This is a genomic window from Mesorhizobium sp. M8A.F.Ca.ET.218.01.1.1 (assembly GCF_004791165.1).
Lineage (GTDB): Bacteria > Pseudomonadota > Alphaproteobacteria > Rhizobiales > Rhizobiaceae > Mesorhizobium.
Genome location: NZ_SRUZ01000004.1, coordinates 293,253 through 314,016 on the forward strand (window position 1 = coordinate 293,253; position 20,764 = coordinate 314,016).

The following is a 20,764-nucleotide window of genomic DNA, read 5'->3' on the forward strand; positions in this document are numbered from 1 at the left end:
CAATGTCGCTGCCGGAGCAAACAAGGTCGGCAGGTGTTGCGCCGCGATTGTCAAAAGAGCGGAAACATCCCGGGAATTCCTATATGTAGTCCTCGACGTGACCCAGGAGACAGCGTGTTCCTTTCCGTTTTCGACCTGTTCAAGATCGGCATTGGCCCTTCGAGCTCGCACACGATGGGTCCGATGACGGCCGCGCGCCGCTTTCTCGACGAGGTCGCGGGCGACGACTGGCCGCGCCCCGCCGGCGCCAAGGTCGACCGCATCGGCGCCAGCCTGCATGGCTCGCTCGCCTATACCGGCATCGGCCATGGCAGCGACCGTGCCGTCATTCTCGGCCTTGCCGGCCAGACGCCGCAAACGGTCGACCCCGACCAGGCCGACGGCATCATCAGCCGCATCACTGCCGACGAGCTGATTTCACCGCCCGGTCACCCCTCCTACCATTTCGACCCGGCCACCGATCTGGTGCTCGACCGCAAGACGCCGCTCACCGGTCACGCCAACGGCATGGCGTTCCATGCCTACGACGCCGGCGGTCGCCTGCTGCTCAAGCGCATCTACTATTCGATCGGCGGCGGGTTCGTGGTTTCGGAAGAAGAGCTGCAGCGGATGAAGGTCAAGGGCTCGGTCACGACCGAGGGCAAGAAAGTGCCGTATCCCTTCAAGAACGCGGTCGAGATGCTCAAGATGGCGGCCAAGAGCGGCCTTTCCATCGCCGACATGAAGCGCATCAACGAGGAAACGCAGATGTCGCGCGAGGAGCTCGACACCGGCCTCGACGCCATCTGGGGCGCCATGAAGAGCTGCATCGACCGCGGCCTGTCGCAGGACGGAATCATGCCGGGCGGGCTGAAGGTGCGGCGGCGCGCCAGGCAGCTCCATGACAAATTGCAGGAGCAGTGGCAGCAGAACCGGCCGAACCCGCTGCTCGCCAATGACTGGCTGTCGATCTACGCGATGGCCGTGAACGAGGAGAATGCGGCCGGCGGGCGTGTCGTCACCGCACCGACCAACGGTGCGGCCGGCACTCTGCCGGCGGTGCTGCGCTACTGGCTGCATTTCCATCCCGAGGCCGACCAGCCGAGCATCCGCGATTTCCTGCTGACGGCAGCGGCCGTCGGCGGCATCATCAAGTCCAATGCGTCCATCTCCGGCGCCGAGGTCGGCTGCCAGGGCGAGGTGGGCTCAGCTTCGGCGATGGCGGCCGCCGGCCTGTGCGCCGTCATGGGCGGCACGCCCGAACAGGTCGAGAATGCTGCCGAAATCGCGCTCGAACATCATCTCGGCATGACCTGCGACCCGGTCGGCGGGCTGGTGCAGGTGCCGTGCATCGAACGCAACGCGCTGGGTGCCGTCAAGGCGGTCACGGCCGCGTCCCTGGCGATCAAGGGCGACGGCGTGCATTTCGTGCCGCTCGACGCCGCGATCGAGACCATGCGCCAGACCGGCCTCGACATGAACGAGAAGTACAAGGAAACCAGCCTTGGCGGTCTTGCCGTCAATGTCGTTGAGTGTTGAGATCTGGCCCAAACCGGCACTGTGGAGAAGTCCGCCAGGCCGTTGACGTCCTGGCGCCCCGGGCTAACCTTAGCGCATGGCTCTCAATCTCCTAAAGCTTTGCGTCGGCTGCGACAGTGTCGAGGATCTCGAAGACTGGATCGCCTTCCGTCTCGACGAGCGCCGCCTGGCCGGCGAACCAGCCGAACACTGGCACACCACCCGCATGGTGCCGACACGTGGCGACGAGGTCACCGATGGCGGCTCGCTCTACTGGGTGATCAAGGGCAGCGTGCAATGCCGGCAGTTGATCACGGAGATCCGGCCGTTCACCGATGACGATGGCATCGTCCGCTGCCATTTGATGCTCGATCCTGAGGTGGTGCGCACCGACTGGCAGCCGCGCCGCGCCTTCCAGGGCTGGCGTTATCTGAAGCCAACGGACGCCCCGGCGGATCTCGGCAAGGGCAAGGCGGGGCTGGTCGAGATGCCGCCGAAACTCAGGCGCGAACTCGCCGATCTCGGCCTGCTCTAGACATTTCTGGCCCTCAAACTTGCTTCGCACTGGACTTGCAAGCGACGCGACGACGCCACATCTTGAAATCCATGCGCGAGGAAGAACTGTCGAAGTCGACACAGGCCGCGGCGTTGGAGAACCAGCTCGTATGATGGTCCTCTTCCAGCGGGGTAAAGGCCATGATTCTGGCGCAGAAAAAGTGTTGAAGGACATCACGCGGCTGTCCAGGCGGACAGGATATCTGCGGGGCGATGGGAAATGTTAGGCGCAATTATCGTTGTGGTCGCGTTGTTGCTGGTGCTCCTGGGGTTGGCCATGGCCTTTCTCCGTGCGGATCCGGCGCAACTCGCAAGCGGGATGAGAACCTTGGGGCCGATCCTGCTGGCGCTGATCGGCGGCGCCGTGCTCGTGGTCGGGCGTCAAGGCATCGGCGGCATCATCCTGTTCGTGGCAATCGCCTGGTATGGCGCCACGCGTACCGGGCGCCCAAATGCCAGGCCAATTGCTGGAAAACGCTCAACCGTGCGGACAGCGGCACTCGAGATGGAACTCGATCACGATACGGGCGGCCTTGAAGGGCTGGTTCTTGCCGGCCGCCACGATGGCAAGATGCTTGGCTCGATGACCCAAGCGGAATTGCAGCATCTCTACCGCGAGCTCTCCGGCGATCCGGAGAGCCGCCAACTGCTAGAGACGTATCTTGACGGCAGATTTCCCGTCTGGCGCAAAAACGCTGAGACGAACGGTGGCGAAGGGCTGGGTGTTGCGCCAGGTCCGGGCGCCATGACTAAGGAGGAGGCCTACAAGGTCCTTGGTCTTGAAGCGGGGGCCGCCGCGGCGGATGTCCGCAAGGCGCACCGCCGCCTGATGCAGCGCCTGCACCCCGACATCGGCGGCACGTCTTTCCTGGCGGCGCGGATTAACGAAGCCAAGGACGTCTTGCTCTCCAATCACAACTAGTCTCCTTCGACGCAATATTCTTCCGGGAGAAATCTTCCACGCAGTCCTATTGCTGGACGGCGTAGCACTCGATTTTCTTCTTCTTCAAAGCGGTGCAGGCCTTCCAGGCGGCGTCCTTCGACCCAAAGCCGCCGAAACGGGCGCGGTAGTAAGTGACGCCGCCCTTGTCGAAAGCGGCGGTGAAGCCGGAAGCGTCGGCCAGCACCTTGGGAGCCTGCTTGGTGGTCTTGTCGAGGAAAGCCTGAGCTTCGGACTGGTTGGGCGAGGAGGCAACCTGAATGGCCCAGCCTGACGGAACCGAGGCGGTGCTGACCGGATCGACGGCGGCCGGGGCGGGCTCGGCATAGGCGGCCACGACCTGCGCGGTGGCAACCTTGGGGGCGGAGACGATGACCGTCTTCACCTTCTTTGCCGGAACAACCAGCTTGGGCGCCTCTGCCTCGGCTGTATCCTCGTCCTCGCTGTCGCCCTGGGCAACTGTGGCGTCGTCCGCGACAGCCGTGGTCGTGTCGTCCGCGACAGCCGTATCGGCTTCCGCGACGGCCACCGGCTTTTCGTCCGGGGTCGGCGCGTCGTGCTTGGGCAGGAGAACCTTCGCAAGTGCCTTGATTGGATTGCTGTCCGCCTTGGCGACCAGATCGCCGGCACCGCGGGTCGAGGCCCTCGGCAGGTAGGTGTTGATCAGGCCAGCCATCTGGTTGTCGCGGCTGCCGCCCGACGTGCCGCCCATGACAACGGCGACAAGGCGGCGGTTGCCGTCATTAACGGACGAGACGAGATTGAAGCCAGAGGCGCGGGTATAGCCGGTCTTGATGCCGTCGACGCCCTTGATGCGCCCGAGCAGGCGGTTGTGGCCATTGATGCGCTGGCGACCGTAGAGAAAGGACCGCTGCGCGAAATAGCCGTAGTACTGGGGGAAATGTTCCCGCAGCGCGATGCCGAGCGTGGCCATGTCGCGCGCGGTGGTGAACTGCCCCGGATCCGGCAGGCCGTTGGCGTTGCGGAAGACGGTGCCGTCCATGCCGAGCTGCCGCGCCTTGGCCGTCATCATGCGGGCGAAATTGGTTTCGTTGCCGCCGATCATTTCGCCAAGCGCGGTCGCCGAGTCGTTGGCCGACTTGGTGACTATCGACAGGATCGCCGTCTCGACCGTGACCGATCCGCCCGGCTTTACGCCCAGTTTGGTCGGTGCCTCGGCGGAGGCATGGGCCGAAAACACGACTGGCGAGTTTCTGCTGATCTTGCCCTTCGCCATCGCTTCGAAGGTCAGATAGAGCGTCATCATCTTGGTCAGCGAGGCAGGATAGCGCCGGCCATCCGCGTTTGCCGAATAGAGCACCTTGCCGGTCTTGGCGTCGACGACGATGGCCGCTGACTTTGCCGCGAGCGACGATGCCGCATCCGCGACGACGAATGTCATCGCCATGGCGAGGATCATGATCGTTTTGAGAGGGGACGCGGATTTGGAAACGATGCCCGACAACGCCTGACGCACTGGTAGTTCCTTTGAATTTCTCGTTGCGCTGGAGGCGGCAAAGGGATCCTGCCTCGCTTCCGGCCAAGCTAGCGGGGCAGCGTTACCAATCCGTTTATGGTAACCGCCGCGTTCACCATTTTCTGGTGGTTTGAGCCTTCCTTTATTCGAATTTTAGCCATTGCCGGTGCCGGCGGGGTGGCGAGCCCTTGAATTCTTGACTTTTGTGCGGCGCACAATGTATTATCATGCATTGCACAACGGCGCTCGGGGCAGGGCGCTTCAACCGTCCAGGGAGAGTATGAAATGACCCAGACCTATGAGGACTTCAGCAAGTACGGCAAGGAGTTCGCCGACACCGGATTGAAGAGCTTCGCCTCTTTGTCCAAGGGCGCGCAGGCGATCGCCACCGAGGCCGGCGAATACACCAAGAAGAGCTTCGAAGCCGGCAGCGCCGCGTTCGAGAAGCTGTTCTCGGCCAAGTCGCTGGACAAGGCGATCGAGATCCAGTCCGACTATGCCAAGCAGTCCTACGAGGCGTTCGTCGCCGAGGCCACCAAGATTGGCGACCTCTATGCCGAACTCGCCAAGGAAGCCTACAAGCCGTTCGAATCGATCGTTGCCAAGGCGAAGTAATTTTCGCCCGACAATTTTCAAGATCCGGCCCTTCGTGGGTGGGGCAGAACCCGGTCGTGGAAACGCGACCGGGTTTTTTCATGCCAGTTTCCGATCCGCGACAGCGTAGCGCTTCACGAATGCGAAAATCCGCCAAGTTGGTCACCTAGCCATATTGTCAGCTAACCAGAAGGGCTTAAAATCGTCCATCGAACACCTACATGTCGAACTCGCATGAGGATTCGAAGAGGCAGGATTACGTGACGATCGGTTTGACTGCCACGAGACGAGTGGCGCGGATGCAAAACGGCGGCGGCGACGGCAATGAGGCCGGCCGCGGGACGGCCGTTATCACGCGCACCAAAACCAAGACCAAGAAGCCCAGCCTTTACCGGGTCCTCATCCTCAACGACGACTACACTCCGATGGAGTTCGTGGTTCACGTGCTGGAACGTTTTTTCCAGAAGGACCGCGAAGCCGCCACACGCATCATGCTTCATGTTCACAATCATGGAGTGGGCGAGTGCGGGGTCTATACATTCGAGGTGGCCGAGACCAAAGTGTCCCAGGTCATGGATTTCGCCCGACAGAATCAGCATCCGCTGCAATGCGTGATGGAGAAGAAGTGAGGTAACATGCCGGCTTTCTCCCAAGGCCTGGAAAAGGCGCTTCATCAAGCGCTGACGCTCGCCAACGAGCGGCACCATGAATATGCAACCCTTGAACACCTGCTGCTCGCGCTTATCGACGACACCGAGGCGGCCGCCGTCATGCGCGCTTGCAACGTCGATCTCGACGAGCTGAAGCATACCGTTCTGACCTACATCGATACCGAGCTCGACAATCTGGTCACCGGCTACGATGAGGATTCCAAACCGACGGCCGGTTTCCAGCGCGTGATCCAGCGCGCGGTGATCCATGTGCAGTCATCCGGCCGCGAGGAAGTGTCGGGTGCCAACGTGCTCGTCGCCATCTTCGCCGAGCGCGAAAGCCATGCCGCCTATTTCCTGCAGGAACAGCAGATGACCCGCTACGACGCGGTCAACTACATCTCGCATGGCATCGCCAAGCGCCCGGGCGCGTCCGAGAGCCGCACCCCGCGCGGCGCCGACGACGAGCAGGGCGGCCAGAACGGCGCCGAGCCGCAGGAGGAAGGCGGCAAGAAGAAGCAGCAGCAGGACGCGCTGACGGCTTACTGCGTCAACCTCAACAACAAGGCCAAGGCCGGCAAGATCGATCCGCTGATCGGCCGCGAGAGCGAGATCAACCGCACCATCCAGGTGCTGTGCCGCCGCTCCAAGAACAACCCGCTCTATGTCGGTGACCCCGGCGTCGGCAAGACGGCGATCGCCGAAGGCCTGGCCAAGCGCATCGTCGAGGGCGACGTGCCGGAAGTGCTCCACAATGCCACCATCTTCGCTCTCGACATGGGCACGCTTTTGGCCGGCACGCGCTATCGCGGCGATTTCGAGGAACGGCTGAAACAGGTCGTCAAGGAGCTCGAGGATTATCCGGGCGCAGTGCTGTTCATCGACGAGATCCATACGGTGATCGGCGCCGGCGCGACTTCGGGCGGCGCGATGGACGCGTCGAACCTGTTGAAGCCGGCTCTGTCGTCGGGTGCAATACGTTGCATCGGTTCGACCACCTACAAGGAATTCCGTCAGTTCTTCGAGAAGGATCGTGCGCTGGTGCGACGCTTCCAGAAGATCGACGTTAACGAGCCGACCATCGAGGACGCCATCGAGATCATGAAGGGCCTGAAGCCCTATTATGAGGAATTCCACAAGGTGAAGTTCACCAACGAGGCGATCAAGGCCTCGGTGGAGCTGTCGGCGCGCTACATCAACGACCGCAAGCTGCCGGACAAGGCGATCGACGTGATCGACGAGACCGGCGCCTCGCAGATGCTGGTGCCGGAAGCCAAGCGCAAGAAGACGATCGGCATCAAGGAAATCGAAGCGACGATCGCTACCATGGCGCGCATCCCGCCGAAGACGGTTTCGGCCGATGACGAGAAGGTGCTGCAGGGCCTGGACATCGAGCTCAAGCGCGTCGTCTATGGCCAGGACACCGCCATCACCGCGTTGACCTCGGCGATCAAGCTGGCACGTGCCGGTCTGCGCGAACCGGAGAAGCCGATCGGCTCCTACCTGTTCTCTGGGCCAACGGGTGTCGGCAAGACGGAAGTCGCCAAGCAGCTGGCCGCCTCGCTGGGCGTCGAACTGATCCGCTTCGACATGTCGGAATACATGGAACGCCACACCGTCTCGCGGTTGATCGGCGCGCCTCCCGGCTATGTCGGCTTCGATCAGGGCGGCCTTTTGACCGACGGTGTCGACCAGCATCCGCACTGCGTGCTGCTGCTGGACGAGGTCGAAAAGGCGCATCCGGACCTGTTCAACATCCTGTTGCAGGTTATGGACCACGGCAAGCTGACCGACCACAACGGCAAGCAGATCGACTTCCGCAATGTCATACTGATCATGACCACCAATGCGGGCGCATCCGATGCGCAGCGCGCGGCGATCGGTTTCGGTTCGACCAAGCGCGAAGGCGACGATGTCGAGGCGATCAACCGGCTGTTCACGCCGGAATTCCGCAATCGCCTCGATGCGATCATTCCGTTCGGCTCGCTGCCGGTGCCGGTCATCCACCAGGTGGTACAGAAGTTCGTCATGCAGCTGGAAGCCCAGCTTTCAGAGCGTGGCGTCACCTTCGACCTGTCGCCGGACGCGATCGCCTGGCTCGCCGACAAGGGCTATGACGAACGCATGGGTGCGCGTCCGCTCGGCCGCGTCATCCAGGAGCACATCAAGAAGCCGCTGGCCGACGAGGTGCTGTTCGGCAAGCTGAAGAAGGGCGGCACGGTGCGCGTCACCGTCGAGAAGAAGGAAACCGGCGAGACCGGCCTCAAGCTCGAATCGCTTGCCGACGAGGCGCCGGTGAAGCCGAAGAAGGAAGAGCCGGAAGACGCGCCGAAGCCACCCAAAGCCGTGGCCAGGAAGCCCGCGGCAAAGAAGGTCGTGGCGCAGAAATCGGAGCCCAAGGGCAAGGACGGCGGCAAGCGCAGCCTTGTACCGCAACTGCCCAGAAAGGGCTGAGCCTGGCGAAAGTCAAAAAAGCCCCGGAAACGGGGCTTTTTTCATGGGAACAATGAGGTGGCGCGTGGCCGGGCAAATCATCATCCTCAACGGCGCGCCGCGTTCGGGAAAGTCGAGTATAGCCGAGGCCATCGGGGAGAGCTTTGACGGTCCATGGATGAATCTAGGCGTTGACAGCTATGAGCAGATCACGCCGCCGCGATATCGTCCCGGAATAGGCCTGCGCCCTGGCGGCGAGCGGCCCGATCTGGAAGTTTTCGTGCAGCGCTTCTATGCGGCCCTCTATGAATCGATCGCGGCGCATAGTCGATTGGGGCTGAATGTCGTTGCGGATGTCGGCCACCACGACGCTTATTCGAAACCGCTCCACATCCTGGCCGATTGCGCGAGGCGGCTCGCCGGCCTGCCGGTCCTGTTTGTTGGCGTTCGCTGCCCGATCGAGGTCATCATGGAAAGGCGCGCCGCCAGCGCCGCGGGCGGGAACTACGTTACCGGCGCGCCCGGTGATCCCGTGCCTTTGCCTGTACGCCTGTGGCAGGGAGAAGTGCACCGGCCTGGCGTGTATGATTTGGAAGTCGATACGTCACGCCTCGGTGCCGGGCAATGCGCGGATGCGATCCGCCAGCAGTTTCTGAAGGGAGTGGTGGCGCCAACGGCGTTTCAGAGGCTTTCGGATCCGGCTTTTGCGGCGCTCCGGTCTTCCTGATCCAATTGTCCCCAAATGATTTGGCGTGGATAAGCGCCGTCGTCCATGGCCAGGCCATCGGCCGGTTGCGGCGTTAAACAAATGAGTGGCAGCGCGCCGAGGCCGGACAGCTCTTCCAAAACGGTAATAGTTCTTGCGTCCGCCCGGGACAACGCCGCGCCGGTGATTTTCCAGATCGCAAGGGCAATAAGCGCGCCGGCGTAGCCGTCAATGGCATAGTGCCAGCCAAGGACCACCGAACCGAGCATGATGAGCACCGCGAATATCCACATCAAAGTGCCAAGGCTGACCGATAGCCTGGTCGCATAGAGGGCAATGAGCACGGCCGACGCGACATGCATGGAGGGAAATGCCGATATGCCCATGCTGCCCGAAGGCAAACCCTGATAACCGTCCCACAACCTGTCCTGCAGGGAAAGGGCCCAGATCGGATACTGCCGATTTGCCGATTGAAGTGCGTCCATCAACGGTTGATAGAGATCGCCAAGGCCGAGCCTGGCGTAATAGCAAGGGCCGGCCGATGAGAATATCAGGGCAATGCCGAAGCCGCCTATCAGCCAGACCAGCATGAAGCTGAGCAGAAACTGATGTCGCAGCAGGGAATCGCGAGCCGCCGCGACGCTTGAAAAGATCGCCGAGAGCAGCACCACGAACCAAAGATTGTAACAAAGATTGAGAAAATGAACGGCCAGGGGGCTTTCCACGATCCACCAGACCCATTGGTAAGTAGGGCGGCCGAAATGCAGGCCGACGCTGAATTGTGCAAAGGCTTGGTCCCAGGAGAAAGGCGCCAGCAACGCGATCGCTCCTTTCAGTACCGTGAAGCCGGATATAAAAGCCATGATCGCGACCAGCCCGTTCACGCCGTTGGCGATGCGCCTTCGATCAGACAGCAACTCCCAGAATGAATTCAGGAAAAGACGGAGCGGCGAGGTGGCGCCGTCGACAATGGCCAGCCATAACAGGCGGAATGCCGCGTAGACACATCCGACAACCCAGGAATACACCCCCAGGTAGAAGCCGTATTCGACAAGCAGTCCAAAATCCGGCCGGTTGCCGACCCGGGCGCCAATCATGAAACTTAGTCCGAGTGTAAACAGGGCGACCGCATGAATAGCGCGGTGGCGATAAAATGATTCGGCCAAAAGATGCACGAAGGCGCCGCTCGCGCTGGCGCCAGGCTGCCTGCCTAAAGTTTCCGAAATATCCCGCATCGCCCGTCCTCCGCGAAAACATGCCCCGGAAAGGCTTGCAAAGGTATGAACAAAGTAATCGCAGGCTGTAATACAGGCGACACCATGATCTGCCGGTTTATAAAGGATTAAAATCCGCTCTGGAGGGCGCCGCGGATCTTGTCTGCGTTCCGCGCCAGCACTTCCGGATTCTCCATCGGGCCCGTGTGCGGTTTCAGGGGGATGCCGTCGAAGCGCGGGATGACATGGACATGCAGGTGATAGACGGTTTGTCCGGATGCAGGCTCATTGAACTGCATGATGGTGACGCCGTCGGCATTGAAAGCCTTCCTGACCGCCTGTGCCACTTTCTGAACGACCGTGAAAAGGAGGGCGAATGTCGAGGGCTCGGCGTCGAGCAGATTGCGCGACGGCGCTTTCGGCACCACCAGCGTATGGCCTGGTCCTTGCGGCATCACATCCATGAAAGCCACGACAGCCTCGTCCTCGTACACACGGTGCGAGGGTATTTCGCCGCGCAGGATTTTGGCGAAGATGTTGTCGGTGTCATAGGCCTCAGTCATGGCGAACGCTCCGGAGTGTGCCTTTGCCGTCCGGTGTAACGAAGCCGCCTCCGAGCGGCAAGACGAAGCTGCGGGGAGATCGATCGAGATCGACCATGCCGGCCTCGACGAGCGCGCGATGAGGCCGGCTATTCCTCGAGATCTTTGCGGAACGGGGTATGCTCCTCCAGATACTCGCCCATCCGCTCCACCTCGCGCCGTTCGCGCCCGAGATAATCGGCGACCGCTTTGCGCAGGCCGGGGTGGGCAATGTAGTGCGCCGAATGCATGGTCACAGGCCGGTAGCCGCGCGCCAGCTTGTGTTCGCCTTGCGCACCCGCCTCGACCACCTTCAGCTTGCGTTCGATGGCGAAGTCGATGGCCTGGTGGTAGCAGACCTCGAAATGCAGGTAGGGGTGGTCCTCGATGCAGCCCCAATTGCGGCCGTAGAGCGCATCGGAGCCGATGAAGTTGATGGCGCCGGCAATGTAGCGCCCGTTGCGCCTGGCCATCACCAGCAGAATGTCGTCCGCCATGCGTTCGCCGATCAACGAGAAGAACTGGCGGTTCAGGTAGGGGCGGCCCCATTTGCGGCTGCCAGTGTCCATGTAGAAGGCGTAGAAGTCGTCCCAGGCCTTTTCGGTCAGGTCCTTGCCGGTGAGCCAGTCGATCGTGATGCCATCGGCGAGCGCTTCGCGCCGTTCCTTCTTCATCGCCTTGCGCTTGCGCGAGGCAAGCGTGGCGAGGAAGTCGTCATAGGTGGAAAAGCCTTCGTTGAAGAAGTGGAATTGCTGGTCGGTGCGATGCAGGAAGCCCGCAGCCTCAAGCGTCGCGACGTCGCTCTCCTGCGCGAAAGTGACATGTGCCGAGGATACGCCGAGCTTGTCGGTCACCATTTTGAGCCCGGCGGCAAGGCCGGCCTTCACTGCATCCTGATCCTCGCCTTTGCCGACCAGCAGGCGAGGGCCGGTGACGGGCGTGAACGGCACGGCACTTTGCAGTTTGGGATAGTAACGGCCGCCGGCGCGCTCGAAGGCATCCGACCAGCCATGATCGAACACATATTCGCCCTGGCTGTGCGACTTGAGATAGCAGGGAACCGCACCGAGCAGCCTGCCTTGCGCAGTCTCCAGCCGCAGGTGATGGCCTTGCCAGCCAGTGCGCCGAACGGCGCAGCCGGAATCCTCCAGAGCGCTCAAAAAAGCGAATGAAACCAGCGGGTTATAGCCGACTTCCGCGTCGCCGCGCGTGGTCCCGGCAAAGCCATTCCATTCATCGCAGGTAAAGGCGCCTATACCGGCGGCGATGCGGATCGCATAGTCCGCATTCGCCGTTTGTCCGTCGCCGTCGTCGCCCTGATCCATGAGGCTTATTTAAGCTCCATTCGGGCCGCTACAAGTCACGTTTCGGGCACCCTCTTCAGGCGACTTTGACCAAGTCGGGTTCGAAGCCTTCGAACGTCATCTGATCGGCATATCTAAAGGTCAGGTCGACCGCCGGCTGGTCATGCACCGTCCAGGTGATGACAGGCATTTTGAGCTTTTCGCGCACGAAGCTGACAAACGGGTTCGGCAGATCGCCGGCGGCGTAGGAGGTGAAGGAGAGCTCGTGCGCCAGCATGGAGAAATGCGCTTCGATCAGCTTGGCGTCCTTACCATAGGCGGTCAATCCAGCCGGAATGCCGGGCGCGTGTTTGGGGAAATCGCGGATCAGCCAGTGATCGAACGACATGATCGCAGCCTTGCCCTTGTAGCGCTTCAGCATCTTGCCGACGCGTGCCACCAGGCCTTCATCGCGACCGGGAGTTCCTTTCAGCTCGACGACCATAGGCACACGGCCGTCGACGAGGTCGAGCGTTTCCTGCAGCGTCGGCACGTGATCCGCCGTGCCGCCAACCTTGAGCGCGGTAAGTTCGGCGGCGCTCCGTTGCCAGACGAACCCGTCCTGCCCGGTCAACCTTTGCAGATCATCATCATGGATGACGATGGGAACGCCATCCGACGACAGATGCACGTCGCATTCGATCGCGTAGCCGCGTTCGGCCGCGGCTGCGAAGGCGGAAAGCGTGTTTTCCCAGCGCGTCTTGTTCATGTCGTGAAAGCCGCGATGGGCAACCGGCCGGGCAGTCAGCCAGGAGAGGTCGGTCATGTCTGCACCTTCACTCATTCGACTTCGAAGACCGCTTCGATCTCCACCGCGGCATTAAGCGGCAGGGAGGCGGTACCGACGGCGGAGCGTGCGTGCTTGCCGCCTTCGCCGAGCGCGGCAACCAGGAAATCGGAGGCGCCGTTGGCGACCAGATGCTGCTCGACGAAATCGGGGGCCGACGCCACGAAGACGGTGATCTTCACCAGGCGGCGGATCTTCTCGAGGTCGCCAAGTGCCGCCTTGGCTTGCGCCAGGATGTTGATGGCGCAGTATTTCGCCGCCTCCTTGCCGCTTGCCGTGTCGACGTCGCGGCCAAGCAGGCCGCTCGCCTGCAGCTTGCCGTCCTTGAGCGGCAATTGTCCCGCCGTGAACAGCAGATTGCCGGTCCTGCAATAGGGCACGTAGTTGGCGGCGGGCGCGGCGGCAACAGGAAGCGTCACGCCGAGATCACTTAGCCGCTTTTCGATTGTTTCACTCATTGCTTTTCCCTATTGCTGGAAGGTGCCGCGCTGGCCGGGCCGAAATTGCTATTTTTGCCTCGCTTCCGCCACGACTTTTTTTAAGCTGGACCATCTTTCCCTGCGGCCTGCCATCAGCCGCGACGATTGGAGTACCTCATGCGCGCAACGCGCCTTGCATTCCACGCCGTTCTGTTGTCGGCGCTGTTCCCCGTGGGCTCCGCTTTCGCCGTACCGGCGCTGCAGGCGCATCGTGCCGTCTACGATCTCACCCTCAAGAAGGCGGATGATCGCTCCGGCATCACCGGCATCACCGGCCGCATGGTCTACGAGTTCAACGGCTCGGCCTGCGAAGGCTATACGGTGAAATTCCGTTTCGTCACCCAGATCGCGACCAACGACAACACGAAGCTGACCGACCAGCAGACCACCACGTTCGAGGACGCGGAAGGCAAGATGTTTTCCTTCGTGACGAAGTCCTTCGTCGACCAGAACCTCGATAAGGAGGTCAAGGGCGTCGCGACAAAGAATGCCAAGGGCCTGAAGGTCGATATCGACAAGCCGGAGAAGAATAGTCTCGAACTCGCTGCCACCCAGTTCCCGACCCAACATCTGGTCGAGCTGATCGGCAAGGCCGAAAAAGGCGAAAACTTCTACCAGACCAACCTGTTCGATGGCTCGGAGGACGCCAACAAGGTGATGACGACCACGGTTGTCGTCGGCAAGAAGACCGAGGCCGACAAGGCCGATCCGGAAGCGCCGGCACTGGCGAAGCTTGCCGCCGACAAATATTGGCCGGTCGACATCGCCTATTTCGACGACAGCACCCAGAACGGCGAGGAAGTGCCGGAATACCGGATCAGCTTCAAGCTGCACGAGAACGGCATCACTCGTGATCTCGTCATGGACTATGGCGACTTCTCGATGACCGGCAAGCTGGTCAATCTGTCGCTGTTCGACCAGACAAAGCCTTGCCCGGTATCGAAATAGCGGCGATGCGCGAGTGAGCTGGCCGTGGCGGGCTTGATGGCGGTCTATGTCGATGCGGCGATCTGGAAGTGGGCCGGCCATCGCTGGTGCCACCTGATGGCCGACGACACCGACGAGCTGCACCGGTTCGCATCGCGGCTTGGCGTGAAGCGCTCGTCCTATCAGGGGCCGCCCAGGACATCGGCGCCACACTATGACATCACCGGTTTCGAGCGCGACCGCGCGGTACGGCTCGGCGCCATCGAATGCAGCCGCGAGGAGATCGTCGCGATCTTCCGGCGCGTGCGGGTGCCCAACGGAAAGGCCAAACTATGACACTAAAGGCATTTCTTGCTTATTGCGCCGCTGTCACGCTCGCCGCCGCCACACCGGGACCCGCGATGTTCGCCGTCATCACCAATGGCGTGTCGCGTGGTTTCCTCCGCGCCTTCATAGCCGGCGTTGGGGTCGCCGCCGGCGATGCCGTACTGGTCACCCTGGCCCTGCTCGGGCTGGTGGCCCTGGCCCAGACATTCGAATGGATCTTCCTCCTGCTGAAATATGCAGGCGCCGCCTACCTGATTTTTCTCGGCGTCAGGATGTGGAGGGCTTCGACCGCGCAAACGAACGAGCCGCAGGCGGCACCGACGAGATTGTCGCGGTTCTTCTTCCTTGGTGCGTCCATTGCGCTGGGGAATCCGAAGGCGATTCTGTTCCATGCCTCGATCATGCCGTTGATTCTCAATCTCGACACGCTGACATTTGTCGACGGCCTGCTGGTGGTGGCCGTGGTCATCAGCGTCAATATCCTCACCATGGGTGTCTATGCCGGGCTTGCTGGCCGGGCTTCGGGCTGGTTCAGGACGCCCTGGCGCATGCGGCTGATGAACAGGTTTGCCGGCAGCGCCATGATCGGCACCGGAGCGCTGATTGCCGCACGCTAGGCGTTAAAGCGCTACACGGCTTGCGTTTGCAGCACTTCCCCTCTATATGCGCGCTCATTCCACACACGGACTTTGGTGTCTGCCCGGGAGAAATCCGGCTGAGACCTCCGGTGGCGTTCGAGGATTTCGGTCCACAAATGCCTGTGTCCGTGGAGGCTAACCGGAAAGGAAATGAGAATGGCACTGCCTGATTTCAGCATGCGCCAGCTTTTGGAAGCTGGCATTCACTTCGGCCACCAGACCCACCGCTGGAACCCGAAGATGGCGCCTTACATCTACGGCGCCCGCAACAACATCCACATCATCGACCTCTCGCAGACGGTGCCTTTGCTGCACCAGGCGCTGAAGCAGGTTTCCGACACCGTTGCCAAGGGCGGCCGCGTGCTGTTCGTCGGCACCAAGCGGCAGGCGTCCGACATCGTCGCCGATGCGGCACAGCGTTCGGCCCAGTACTACGTCAATTCGCGTTGGCTCGGCGGCATGCTGACCAACTGGAAGACGATCTCGAACTCGATCCAGCGGCTGCGCAAGCTCGACGAGATGCTGGCCGGCGAGGCGCAAGGCCTGACCAAGAAGGAACGCCTGAACCTCGACCGTGAGCGCGAGAAGCTCGACAAGGCGCTCGGCGGCATCAAGGACATGGGCTCGACGCCCGACCTGATGTTCGTGATCGACACCAACAAGGAGGCGATCGCCATCCTCGAGGCGAAGCGTCTCGGCATCCCGGTCGTCGCCATCATCGATTCGAACTGCGATCCGGACAAGATCGACTTCCCGATCCCCGGCAATGACGACGCGGCCCGCGCCATCCAGCTCTATTGCGACCTGATCGCCAAGGCTGCGATCGACGGCATCGCCCGTCAGCAGGGCGCGCTCGGCGTCGACATCGGCGCTTCGGTCGAAGCTCCGGTCGAACCGGCGCTCGATCCGGCTCCGGCGTCGGAAGCCCCAGAGGCTTGATAATCGAAGGCCGGCTTGCGGCCTTCATCTTTCTCATATTTTGGCACGCTAAACAGACGCACCGTCGAGATTCGATGGTGCGTCGGCGCATTTGAAACAAAGAGGCGACAATGAGCATTTCGGCTGCACAGGTCAAAGAACTCCGCGACTTGACCGGCGCGGGCATGATGGACTGCAAGGCGGCGTTGAACGAGACCAACGGCAACATGGAAGAGGCCGTCGACTGGCTGCGCAAGAAGGGCATTTCCAAAGCCGACAAGAAGGCCGGCCGCACTGCCGCCGAAGGCCTGATCGGCGTCGACAATGGCGTGCGCGAAGCTGCCGTCGTCGAGGTGAATTCCGAGACCGACTTCGTCGCCCGCAACGCCGCCTTCCAGGAAATCGTCGCCAACGTCGCCAAGGTGGCGCTTGCCTACGGCACGACCGAGGCTGTGGCTGCGGCGAAGTATCCGGGCTCCGACAAGTCGGTCACCGACACCATCAAGGACGCTGTCGGCACCATTGGCGAGAACCTGGGCTTCCGCCGCTCGGCCAAGCTGACCGTTCCGCATGGCGCGGTTGCGACCTACGTCCACAATTCGGTTGCCGATGGCCTTGGCAAGCTCGGCGTGCTGGTCGCGATCGAGACCACCGGCAACGAGCATGCCGCCAATGCCTTCGGCCGCCAGGTCGCCATGCATGTCGCCGCCACCAATCCGATGGCGCTGACCGCCGAGCAGATCGACCCGGCAGCGGTCGAGCGCGAGAAGGCCATCTTCTCCGACCAGGCGCGCCAGTCCGGCAAGCCGGAAGCGATCATCGAGAAGATGGTCGAGGGTCGCCTGCGCAAGTTCTATGAAGAAGTCGTGCTCTTGAAGCAGGCGTTCGTGCTCAATCCCGATATCACCGTCGAGAAGGCGCTGAAGGATGCCGAAAAGGAAATCGGCGCGCCCGCCAAGATCACGGCCTATCTGCGCTTCGCGCTTGGCGAGGGCATCGAGAAGGAAGAGTCCGATTTCGCCGCGGAAGTCGCTGCGGCGGTCAAGAAGTAAGCGTCCTACCGCATTATTGCGACTGTGTTTTTCGGCCTGATGTCCGCAAGGATGTCAGGCCGATTTCGTTTGCGGTGTCGATAAAGGCCCTGAGCTTCGGCGCCATCGCGGCGCGGCGCGGGAAGTAGAGGAAAAGGCCGGGTTCCTCGATCGCAGATTGCGGCAGAACCTGCACCAGGCGCCCGGCCGCCAGATCCGCGCGCGCCAGCGGCTCGAACATATAGGCGAGGCCGACGCCAGCGAGCGCCAGATCAATGGCGGCCAGCGAGTCCGTCACGATGGCCGTACCGCTGGTTTCCATGACCACATCCTTGCCATCCCAGGTCAAATCCCAGCGATAGAGGGCACCCGAGCGGACAAGCCGGTACCCGATGCAATTGTGGTTCGCGAGATCGGCCACGCTGCGCGGACGCCCACGTCGTCCGATATAGGCGGGAGAGGCGACGACGACGACTTTGAAGGGCGGCGTCAGTCGGATGGCCACCATGTCCTGCGCGATCATCTCGCCGAGCCGGATGCCGGCGTCAAAACCTTCGCCGACGATGTCGACCAATCCCTGATCGGCAAAAACCTCCACCGTAATGTCGGGATAGCGCTCGGCCATCGCGGCGACGACCGGCGTCACCGCCAATGGGATCGCGATGTTGGAGGCATTGAGCCTGAGCAGGCCAGACGGCCTGCCCTTGACGCTGCGGATGCGGTCCATCTGCTCGGCAATGTCCTGGAGGGCAGGGGCGGCCGTTTCCACCAGCGCCTTGCCGGCCTCGGTGAGCGAAACGCTGCGCGTCGTGCGCGCAAACAGCGGCTGGCCGATCCGCTCCTCGACGAGGCGCACCGCATGGCTGACCGCCGACGGGCTCATACCGAGTTCGGCCGCCGCAAGCGCGAAGCCGCCGCGCCGTGCAACGGCGACGATGACAGGCAGATGAGAGAGCAGATCCCGATCCATTCATGAATGATATCGCATGGTCCTTGCGAACAATGCAATCTAATCGATGCCAAGACACCGATCCATATTGTCGCCGACACATCCGCGGTTGGCTGATGGCATTGAGGAGAAGAGACATGAATGCGTTGAAGCACGTAACTTTCGCGGCCGGCGTGGCGCTGTCACCGGTCGATGCCGGCGGGGCGGAACCATCCGGCTGGCAAGCGCTCGCGGACGAACGCGCGGTCATCCGCATCGCCGATGCCATCGACCGCGCCGTCGACGCGCAGGACTGGAAGCGCGCGCGCTTCTATTTCGCGGATCGGGTCACCGCCGACTTCAGCAGCCTGTCCGGGCAGCCCGCGGCCAACATTGCGTCCGACGATCTGATCGGCGCCTGGGCCGGCAATCTCAAGGGCAGCAAGACCAGCCTGCACCTGCGCACCAATCACCAGGTCGTTCTCGAGGCGGACAGCGCGACCGTTCTGTCGAACGGCTATGCCTGGAACCGGATGGAGGGCAATGGCGATCCGCTGTGGGAAGTCTGGGGCACGTATGAGCACCACCTGACACGTTCTGGCTCCGTCTGGAAAGTCGATGGCTTCACCTTCCGCATGACGCATGAACGCGGCAATCCCTGGGTCAAGGCGACCCCGGGCCAATGACGCCCGCACCAACCGGATCAGGATCGGAAAAGACAATGACGATGAGCTACTACACACTCGGCAACAGCGGCCTGCGCGTCAGCCGGCTGGCGCTGGGCACGATGACCTTCGGCACGGAATGGGGCTGGGGCGCGGACCGGGACACGGCGCGCGCGATGTTCGACGCCTATGTCGAGGCTGGCGGCAATTTCTTCGACACCGCAGACCTATATACCGGCGGCACGGCCGAGACCTGGCTCGGTGAATTCGTGGCCGAGCGAGGCTTGCGCGACAAGGCGGTGATCGCCACCAAATTCACCATGAACTCGAACCCCGGCAATCCCAACGCCGGCGGCAATGGCCGCAAGAACATCATGCGTGCCGTCGACGCCTCGCTGAAGCGGCTGGGCACCGACTACATCGATCTCTATCTCATGCATATCTGGGACAGGCTGACGCCGGCCGAGGAAGTGCTGCGGACCCTCGACGATCTGGTTCGGGCGGGCAAGATACGTCACATCGGCCTGTCCGACGTGCCGGCCTGGTATGCCGGACGGGCTCAGGCGATCGCCGAACTGCGCGGCTATGAGCCGATCTCGGCGTTGCAGCTCGAATACTCCCTGGCGGAGCGTGCCATCGAGCATGAATTCGTGCCGTTCGGGACACGCCATGGCGCCGGCATCATGGTCTGGAGCCCGCTGGCCAGCGGGCTGTTGAGCGGCAAATACCGCCCGGCGCAAGCGGGCAATGCCGGCCGGCTCGACGGCTTCCGCAACACCACCCATCCAGGCTTCCAGAAATTTACCGAGCACAACTGGGCTGTTGTGGCGGAGTTGGAGAAGGTCGCCGCCGAGCTCGGCCGCGGCATGGCTCAGGTGGCGCTCAACTGGGTGGCGACACAGCCAGGAATTGCCACCGTCATCCTTGGAGCAACGAGGCTTTCGCAGTTGCAGGACAATCTCGCGGCGCTCGATTTCTCCATACCGCCCGCGCTTCGCCAGCGGCTGGACAAGGTGAGCGGCACGCCGGCGCCGTTCCCGCATTCCTATTTCGGTCCCGAGATCCAGGTCCGTGTCGCCGGCGGTGTCGTGACCGGCGACAAGCCGTCCGGTTATGCATTGCCGGTGGTGGTCGAAGGCGAGGCCGTTGCCATCAGCAGCAATTGATCCAAAAAGCCTGGAATTTTGCACAAGGGCGCGGCGTGACATCGCTGCGCCCTTCGTGTATCCGGTCAACCCGTCATGACAGCACCGCCGGACGAAGCAGGAGGCCTTTTTTCGCCTTCGGAGCTTGCCGCGCCGGGATTTTCGAGGAACCAGATGACGGTGAAGCCCCTCTACCGACGTGTTCTGCTGAAAGCTTCGGGCGAAGCGTTGATGGGCGAACAGCATTTCGGCATCGACGTCTCGGTCGTCGACCGCATTGCCGGCGACATCGCCGAGGCGCGCGCGCTGGGCATCGAGGTGGGTGTCGTCATTGGCGGCGGCAATATCTTTCGCGGCGTGGCCGTCGCCTCCAAGGGCGGGGACCGCGTTACCGGCGACCATATGGGCATGCTTGCCACGGTCATCAATTCGCTGGCGCTGCGCACATCGCTGAACAAGATCGGCGTCGACGCCGTCGTGCTGTCCGCGATCGCCATGCCCGAGCTTTGCGAGAGCTTTTCGCAGCGCCAGGCGACCGCCTACATGAACCAGGGCAAGGTGGTGATCTTCGCCGGCGGCACCGGCAATCCGTTCTTCACCACTGATTCGGCTGCCGCGCTCCGTGCGGCCGAAATCGGCGCCGACGCGCTGTTCAAGGGCACGCAGGTCGACGGCGTCTATTCGGCCGACCCGAAAAAGGACCCCAGCGCGACGCGTTTCGAGCGCATCAGCCACGCCGAAGTCATAAATCGCGGGCTTTCGATCATGGATACGGCTGCGATTGCACTTGCGCGCGAAAACAACATTCCGATAATCGTCTATTCGATCCACGAAAAGGGCGGTTTCGGGGATATTCTGAGGGGCGGCGGCCGCTGTACGGTCGTCGCGGACGAGTGATCCGGGGCCTGATCCCGAAGAAGGGAAGCCGG

General features: G+C 62.3%; 22 protein-coding genes. 15 read left to right on the forward strand and 7 right to left on the reverse strand.

Features of this window, described 5'->3' with window-relative positions; translation table 11 throughout:
* The first annotated feature begins 114 nt into the window (after positions 1 to 114).
* From EN861_RS17460 to EN861_RS17470, 3 genes are all read left to right on the forward strand, one after another.
* Complete coding sequence (locus tag EN861_RS17460; RefSeq protein ID WP_135864603.1) at positions 115 to 1,518, forward strand: L-serine ammonia-lyase; 1,404 nt, start codon at positions 115 to 117, stop codon at positions 1,516 to 1,518.
* Between the two features lie 76 nt (positions 1,519 to 1,594).
* Positions 1,595 to 2,032: a DUF1489 family protein gene (locus tag EN861_RS17465; RefSeq protein WP_135864605.1), complete on the forward strand. Its 438-nt coding sequence runs from the start codon at positions 1,595 to 1,597 to the stop codon at positions 2,030 to 2,032.
* Positions 2,033 to 2,272: 240 nt separating this feature from the next.
* On the forward strand, positions 2,273 to 2,974 hold the full coding sequence (locus tag EN861_RS17470; protein WP_127280383.1) for a DnaJ domain-containing protein: 702 nt from the start codon (positions 2,273 to 2,275) through the stop codon (positions 2,972 to 2,974).
* Positions 2,975 to 3,020: 46 nt separating this feature from the next.
* Here EN861_RS17470 and EN861_RS17475 read toward each other — a convergent pair whose 3' ends face one another.
* A complete protein-coding gene (locus tag EN861_RS17475) occupies positions 3,021 to 4,469 on the reverse strand; it encodes a D-alanyl-D-alanine carboxypeptidase (RefSeq protein ID WP_135864607.1) in 1,449 nt (482 codons plus the stop codon).
* A gap of 285 nt (positions 4,470 to 4,754) precedes the next feature.
* Between EN861_RS17475 and EN861_RS17480 the strand changes: the two genes are divergently transcribed.
* The 4 genes from EN861_RS17480 to EN861_RS17495 all read left to right on the forward strand — a co-directional run bounded on the left by EN861_RS17480 (position 4,755) and on the right by EN861_RS17495 (position 8,873).
* A complete protein-coding gene (locus EN861_RS17480; protein WP_095774324.1) occupies positions 4,755 to 5,084 on the forward strand; it encodes a phasin family protein in 330 nt (109 codons plus the stop codon).
* 278 nt (positions 5,085 to 5,362) lie between these two features.
* A complete protein-coding gene (clpS, locus tag EN861_RS17485; protein WP_010909565.1) occupies positions 5,363 to 5,692 on the forward strand; it encodes an ATP-dependent Clp protease adapter ClpS in 330 nt (109 codons plus the stop codon).
* Positions 5,693 to 5,698: 6 nt separating this feature from the next.
* The gene (clpA, locus tag EN861_RS17490) at positions 5,699 to 8,167 is read left to right on the forward strand and encodes an ATP-dependent Clp protease ATP-binding subunit ClpA (protein WP_127872496.1); all 2,469 of its coding nucleotides are present in this window, start codon (positions 5,699 to 5,701) and stop codon (positions 8,165 to 8,167) included.
* Between the two features lie 64 nt (positions 8,168 to 8,231).
* Complete coding sequence (locus EN861_RS17495; RefSeq protein WP_245512045.1) at positions 8,232 to 8,873, forward strand: chloramphenicol phosphotransferase; 642 nt, start codon at positions 8,232 to 8,234, stop codon at positions 8,871 to 8,873.
* On the opposite strand, the gene EN861_RS17500 is transcribed toward EN861_RS17495, so the two are convergent.
* The 5 genes from EN861_RS17500 to EN861_RS17520 all read right to left on the reverse strand — a co-directional run bounded on the left by EN861_RS17500 (position 8,828) and on the right by EN861_RS17520 (position 13,235).
* Positions 8,828 to 10,087 (reverse strand): phosphatase PAP2 family protein, encoded by a 1,260-nt coding sequence (locus EN861_RS17500; RefSeq protein ID WP_135864609.1) that lies wholly within the window; start codon positions 10,085 to 10,087, stop codon positions 8,828 to 8,830. The genes EN861_RS17495 and EN861_RS17500 overlap by 46 nt on opposite strands.
* 107 nt (positions 10,088 to 10,194) lie before the next feature.
* Positions 10,195 to 10,629, reverse strand: coding sequence for an HIT family protein (locus tag EN861_RS17505; RefSeq protein WP_127278897.1), 435 nt, complete (start codon positions 10,627 to 10,629; stop codon positions 10,195 to 10,197).
* Between the two features lie 128 nt (positions 10,630 to 10,757).
* The gene (locus EN861_RS17510; protein WP_135864611.1) at positions 10,758 to 11,972 is read right to left on the reverse strand and encodes a GNAT family N-acetyltransferase; all 1,215 of its coding nucleotides are present in this window, start codon (positions 11,970 to 11,972) and stop codon (positions 10,758 to 10,760) included.
* A 55-nt stretch (positions 11,973 to 12,027) separates the two neighbouring features.
* Positions 12,028 to 12,756 (reverse strand): glycerophosphodiester phosphodiesterase, encoded by a 729-nt coding sequence (locus EN861_RS17515; protein ID WP_127872564.1) that lies wholly within the window; start codon positions 12,754 to 12,756, stop codon positions 12,028 to 12,030.
* A 14-nt stretch (positions 12,757 to 12,770) separates the two neighbouring features.
* Complete coding sequence (locus EN861_RS17520) at positions 12,771 to 13,235, reverse strand: RidA family protein (RefSeq protein ID WP_135864613.1); 465 nt, start codon at positions 13,233 to 13,235, stop codon at positions 12,771 to 12,773.
* A gap of 138 nt (positions 13,236 to 13,373) precedes the next feature.
* Here EN861_RS17520 and EN861_RS17525 point away from each other — a divergent pair, with 138 nt between their 5' ends.
* The 5 genes from EN861_RS17525 (at position 13,374) to tsf (ending at position 17,118) form a co-directional block, all read left to right on the forward strand.
* Positions 13,374 to 14,204, forward strand: a complete 831-nt coding sequence (locus EN861_RS17525; RefSeq protein ID WP_135864616.1) for a cell envelope integrity EipB family protein — start codon at positions 13,374 to 13,376, stop codon at positions 14,202 to 14,204.
* 36 nt (positions 14,205 to 14,240) lie between these two features.
* A complete protein-coding gene (locus EN861_RS17530) occupies positions 14,241 to 14,519 on the forward strand; it encodes a DUF4031 domain-containing protein (RefSeq protein WP_127277856.1) in 279 nt (92 codons plus the stop codon).
* Entirely contained in the window at positions 14,516 to 15,127 is a 612-nt protein-coding gene (locus EN861_RS17535) for a LysE family translocator (RefSeq protein ID WP_135864618.1), read from the forward strand. Before EN861_RS17530 ends, EN861_RS17535 begins: the two co-directional genes overlap by 4 nt.
* Before the next feature lie 177 nt (positions 15,128 to 15,304).
* On the forward strand, positions 15,305 to 16,087 hold the full coding sequence (gene rpsB, locus EN861_RS17540) for a 30S ribosomal protein S2 (protein WP_023777441.1): 783 nt from the start codon (positions 15,305 to 15,307) through the stop codon (positions 16,085 to 16,087).
* A gap of 110 nt (positions 16,088 to 16,197) precedes the next feature.
* The gene (gene tsf, locus EN861_RS17545; RefSeq protein WP_027142611.1) at positions 16,198 to 17,118 is read left to right on the forward strand and encodes a translation elongation factor Ts; all 921 of its coding nucleotides are present in this window, start codon (positions 16,198 to 16,200) and stop codon (positions 17,116 to 17,118) included.
* Positions 17,119 to 17,131: 13 nt separating this feature from the next.
* On the opposite strand, the gene EN861_RS17550 is transcribed toward tsf, so the two are convergent.
* Positions 17,132 to 18,067, reverse strand: coding sequence for a LysR family transcriptional regulator (locus EN861_RS17550; protein ID WP_135864620.1), 936 nt, complete (start codon positions 18,065 to 18,067; stop codon positions 17,132 to 17,134).
* Positions 18,068 to 18,183: 116 nt separating this feature from the next.
* Here EN861_RS17550 and EN861_RS17555 point away from each other — a divergent pair, with 116 nt between their 5' ends.
* From EN861_RS17555 to pyrH, 3 genes are all read left to right on the forward strand, one after another.
* A complete protein-coding gene (locus EN861_RS17555; protein WP_127872489.1) occupies positions 18,184 to 18,711 on the forward strand; it encodes a nuclear transport factor 2 family protein in 528 nt (175 codons plus the stop codon).
* Positions 18,712 to 18,746: 35 nt separating this feature from the next.
* A complete protein-coding gene (locus tag EN861_RS17560; protein ID WP_127277851.1) occupies positions 18,747 to 19,856 on the forward strand; it encodes an aldo/keto reductase in 1,110 nt (369 codons plus the stop codon).
* Between the two features lie 153 nt (positions 19,857 to 20,009).
* Entirely contained in the window at positions 20,010 to 20,732 is a 723-nt protein-coding gene (pyrH, locus tag EN861_RS17565) for a UMP kinase (protein WP_027142616.1), read from the forward strand.
* The last annotated feature ends 32 nt before the right edge of the window (positions 20,733 to 20,764 follow it).

Bases quoted from the DNA above. Each gene is read 5' to 3' on its own strand.
- EN861_RS17515 (WP_127872564.1), bottom strand. From the start codon at position 12,756: ATGACCGACCTCTCCTGGCTGACTGCCCGGCCGGTTGCCCATCGCGGC.
- EN861_RS17510 (WP_135864611.1), bottom strand. From the start codon at position 11,972: ATGGATCAGGGCGACGACGGCGACGGACAAACGGCGAATGCGGACTAT.
- EN861_RS17560 (WP_127277851.1), top strand. From the start codon at position 18,747: ATGACGATGAGCTACTACACACTCGGCAACAGCGGCCTGCGCGTCAGC.
- EN861_RS17530 (WP_127277856.1), top strand. From the start codon at position 14,241: ATGGCGGTCTATGTCGATGCGGCGATCTGGAAGTGGGCCGGCCATCGC.
- rpsB (WP_023777441.1), top strand. From the start codon at position 15,305: ATGGCACTGCCTGATTTCAGCATGCGCCAGCTTTTGGAAGCTGGCATT.
- EN861_RS17520 (WP_135864613.1), bottom strand. From the start codon at position 13,235: ATGAGTGAAACAATCGAAAAGCGGCTAAGTGATCTCGGCGTGACGCTT.
- EN861_RS17525 (WP_135864616.1), top strand. From the start codon at position 13,374: ATGCGCGCAACGCGCCTTGCATTCCACGCCGTTCTGTTGTCGGCGCTG.
- EN861_RS17505 (WP_127278897.1), bottom strand. From the start codon at position 10,629: ATGACTGAGGCCTATGACACCGACAACATCTTCGCCAAAATCCTGCGC.
- EN861_RS17535 (WP_135864618.1), top strand. From the start codon at position 14,516: ATGACACTAAAGGCATTTCTTGCTTATTGCGCCGCTGTCACGCTCGCC.
- EN861_RS17500 (WP_135864609.1), bottom strand. From the start codon at position 10,087: ATGCGGGATATTTCGGAAACTTTAGGCAGGCAGCCTGGCGCCAGCGCG.
- clpS (WP_010909565.1), top strand. From the start codon at position 5,363: ATGCAAAACGGCGGCGGCGACGGCAATGAGGCCGGCCGCGGGACGGCC.
- tsf (WP_027142611.1), top strand. From the start codon at position 16,198: ATGAGCATTTCGGCTGCACAGGTCAAAGAACTCCGCGACTTGACCGGC.
- EN861_RS17550 (WP_135864620.1), bottom strand. From the start codon at position 18,067: ATGGATCGGGATCTGCTCTCTCATCTGCCTGTCATCGTCGCCGTTGCA.
- EN861_RS17470 (WP_127280383.1), top strand. From the start codon at position 2,273: ATGTTAGGCGCAATTATCGTTGTGGTCGCGTTGTTGCTGGTGCTCCTG.
- EN861_RS17465 (WP_135864605.1), top strand. From the start codon at position 1,595: ATGGCTCTCAATCTCCTAAAGCTTTGCGTCGGCTGCGACAGTGTCGAG.
- clpA (WP_127872496.1), top strand. From the start codon at position 5,699: ATGCCGGCTTTCTCCCAAGGCCTGGAAAAGGCGCTTCATCAAGCGCTG.
- EN861_RS17480 (WP_095774324.1), top strand. From the start codon at position 4,755: ATGACCCAGACCTATGAGGACTTCAGCAAGTACGGCAAGGAGTTCGCC.
- EN861_RS17555 (WP_127872489.1), top strand. From the start codon at position 18,184: ATGAATGCGTTGAAGCACGTAACTTTCGCGGCCGGCGTGGCGCTGTCA.
- pyrH (WP_027142616.1), top strand. From the start codon at position 20,010: ATGACGGTGAAGCCCCTCTACCGACGTGTTCTGCTGAAAGCTTCGGGC.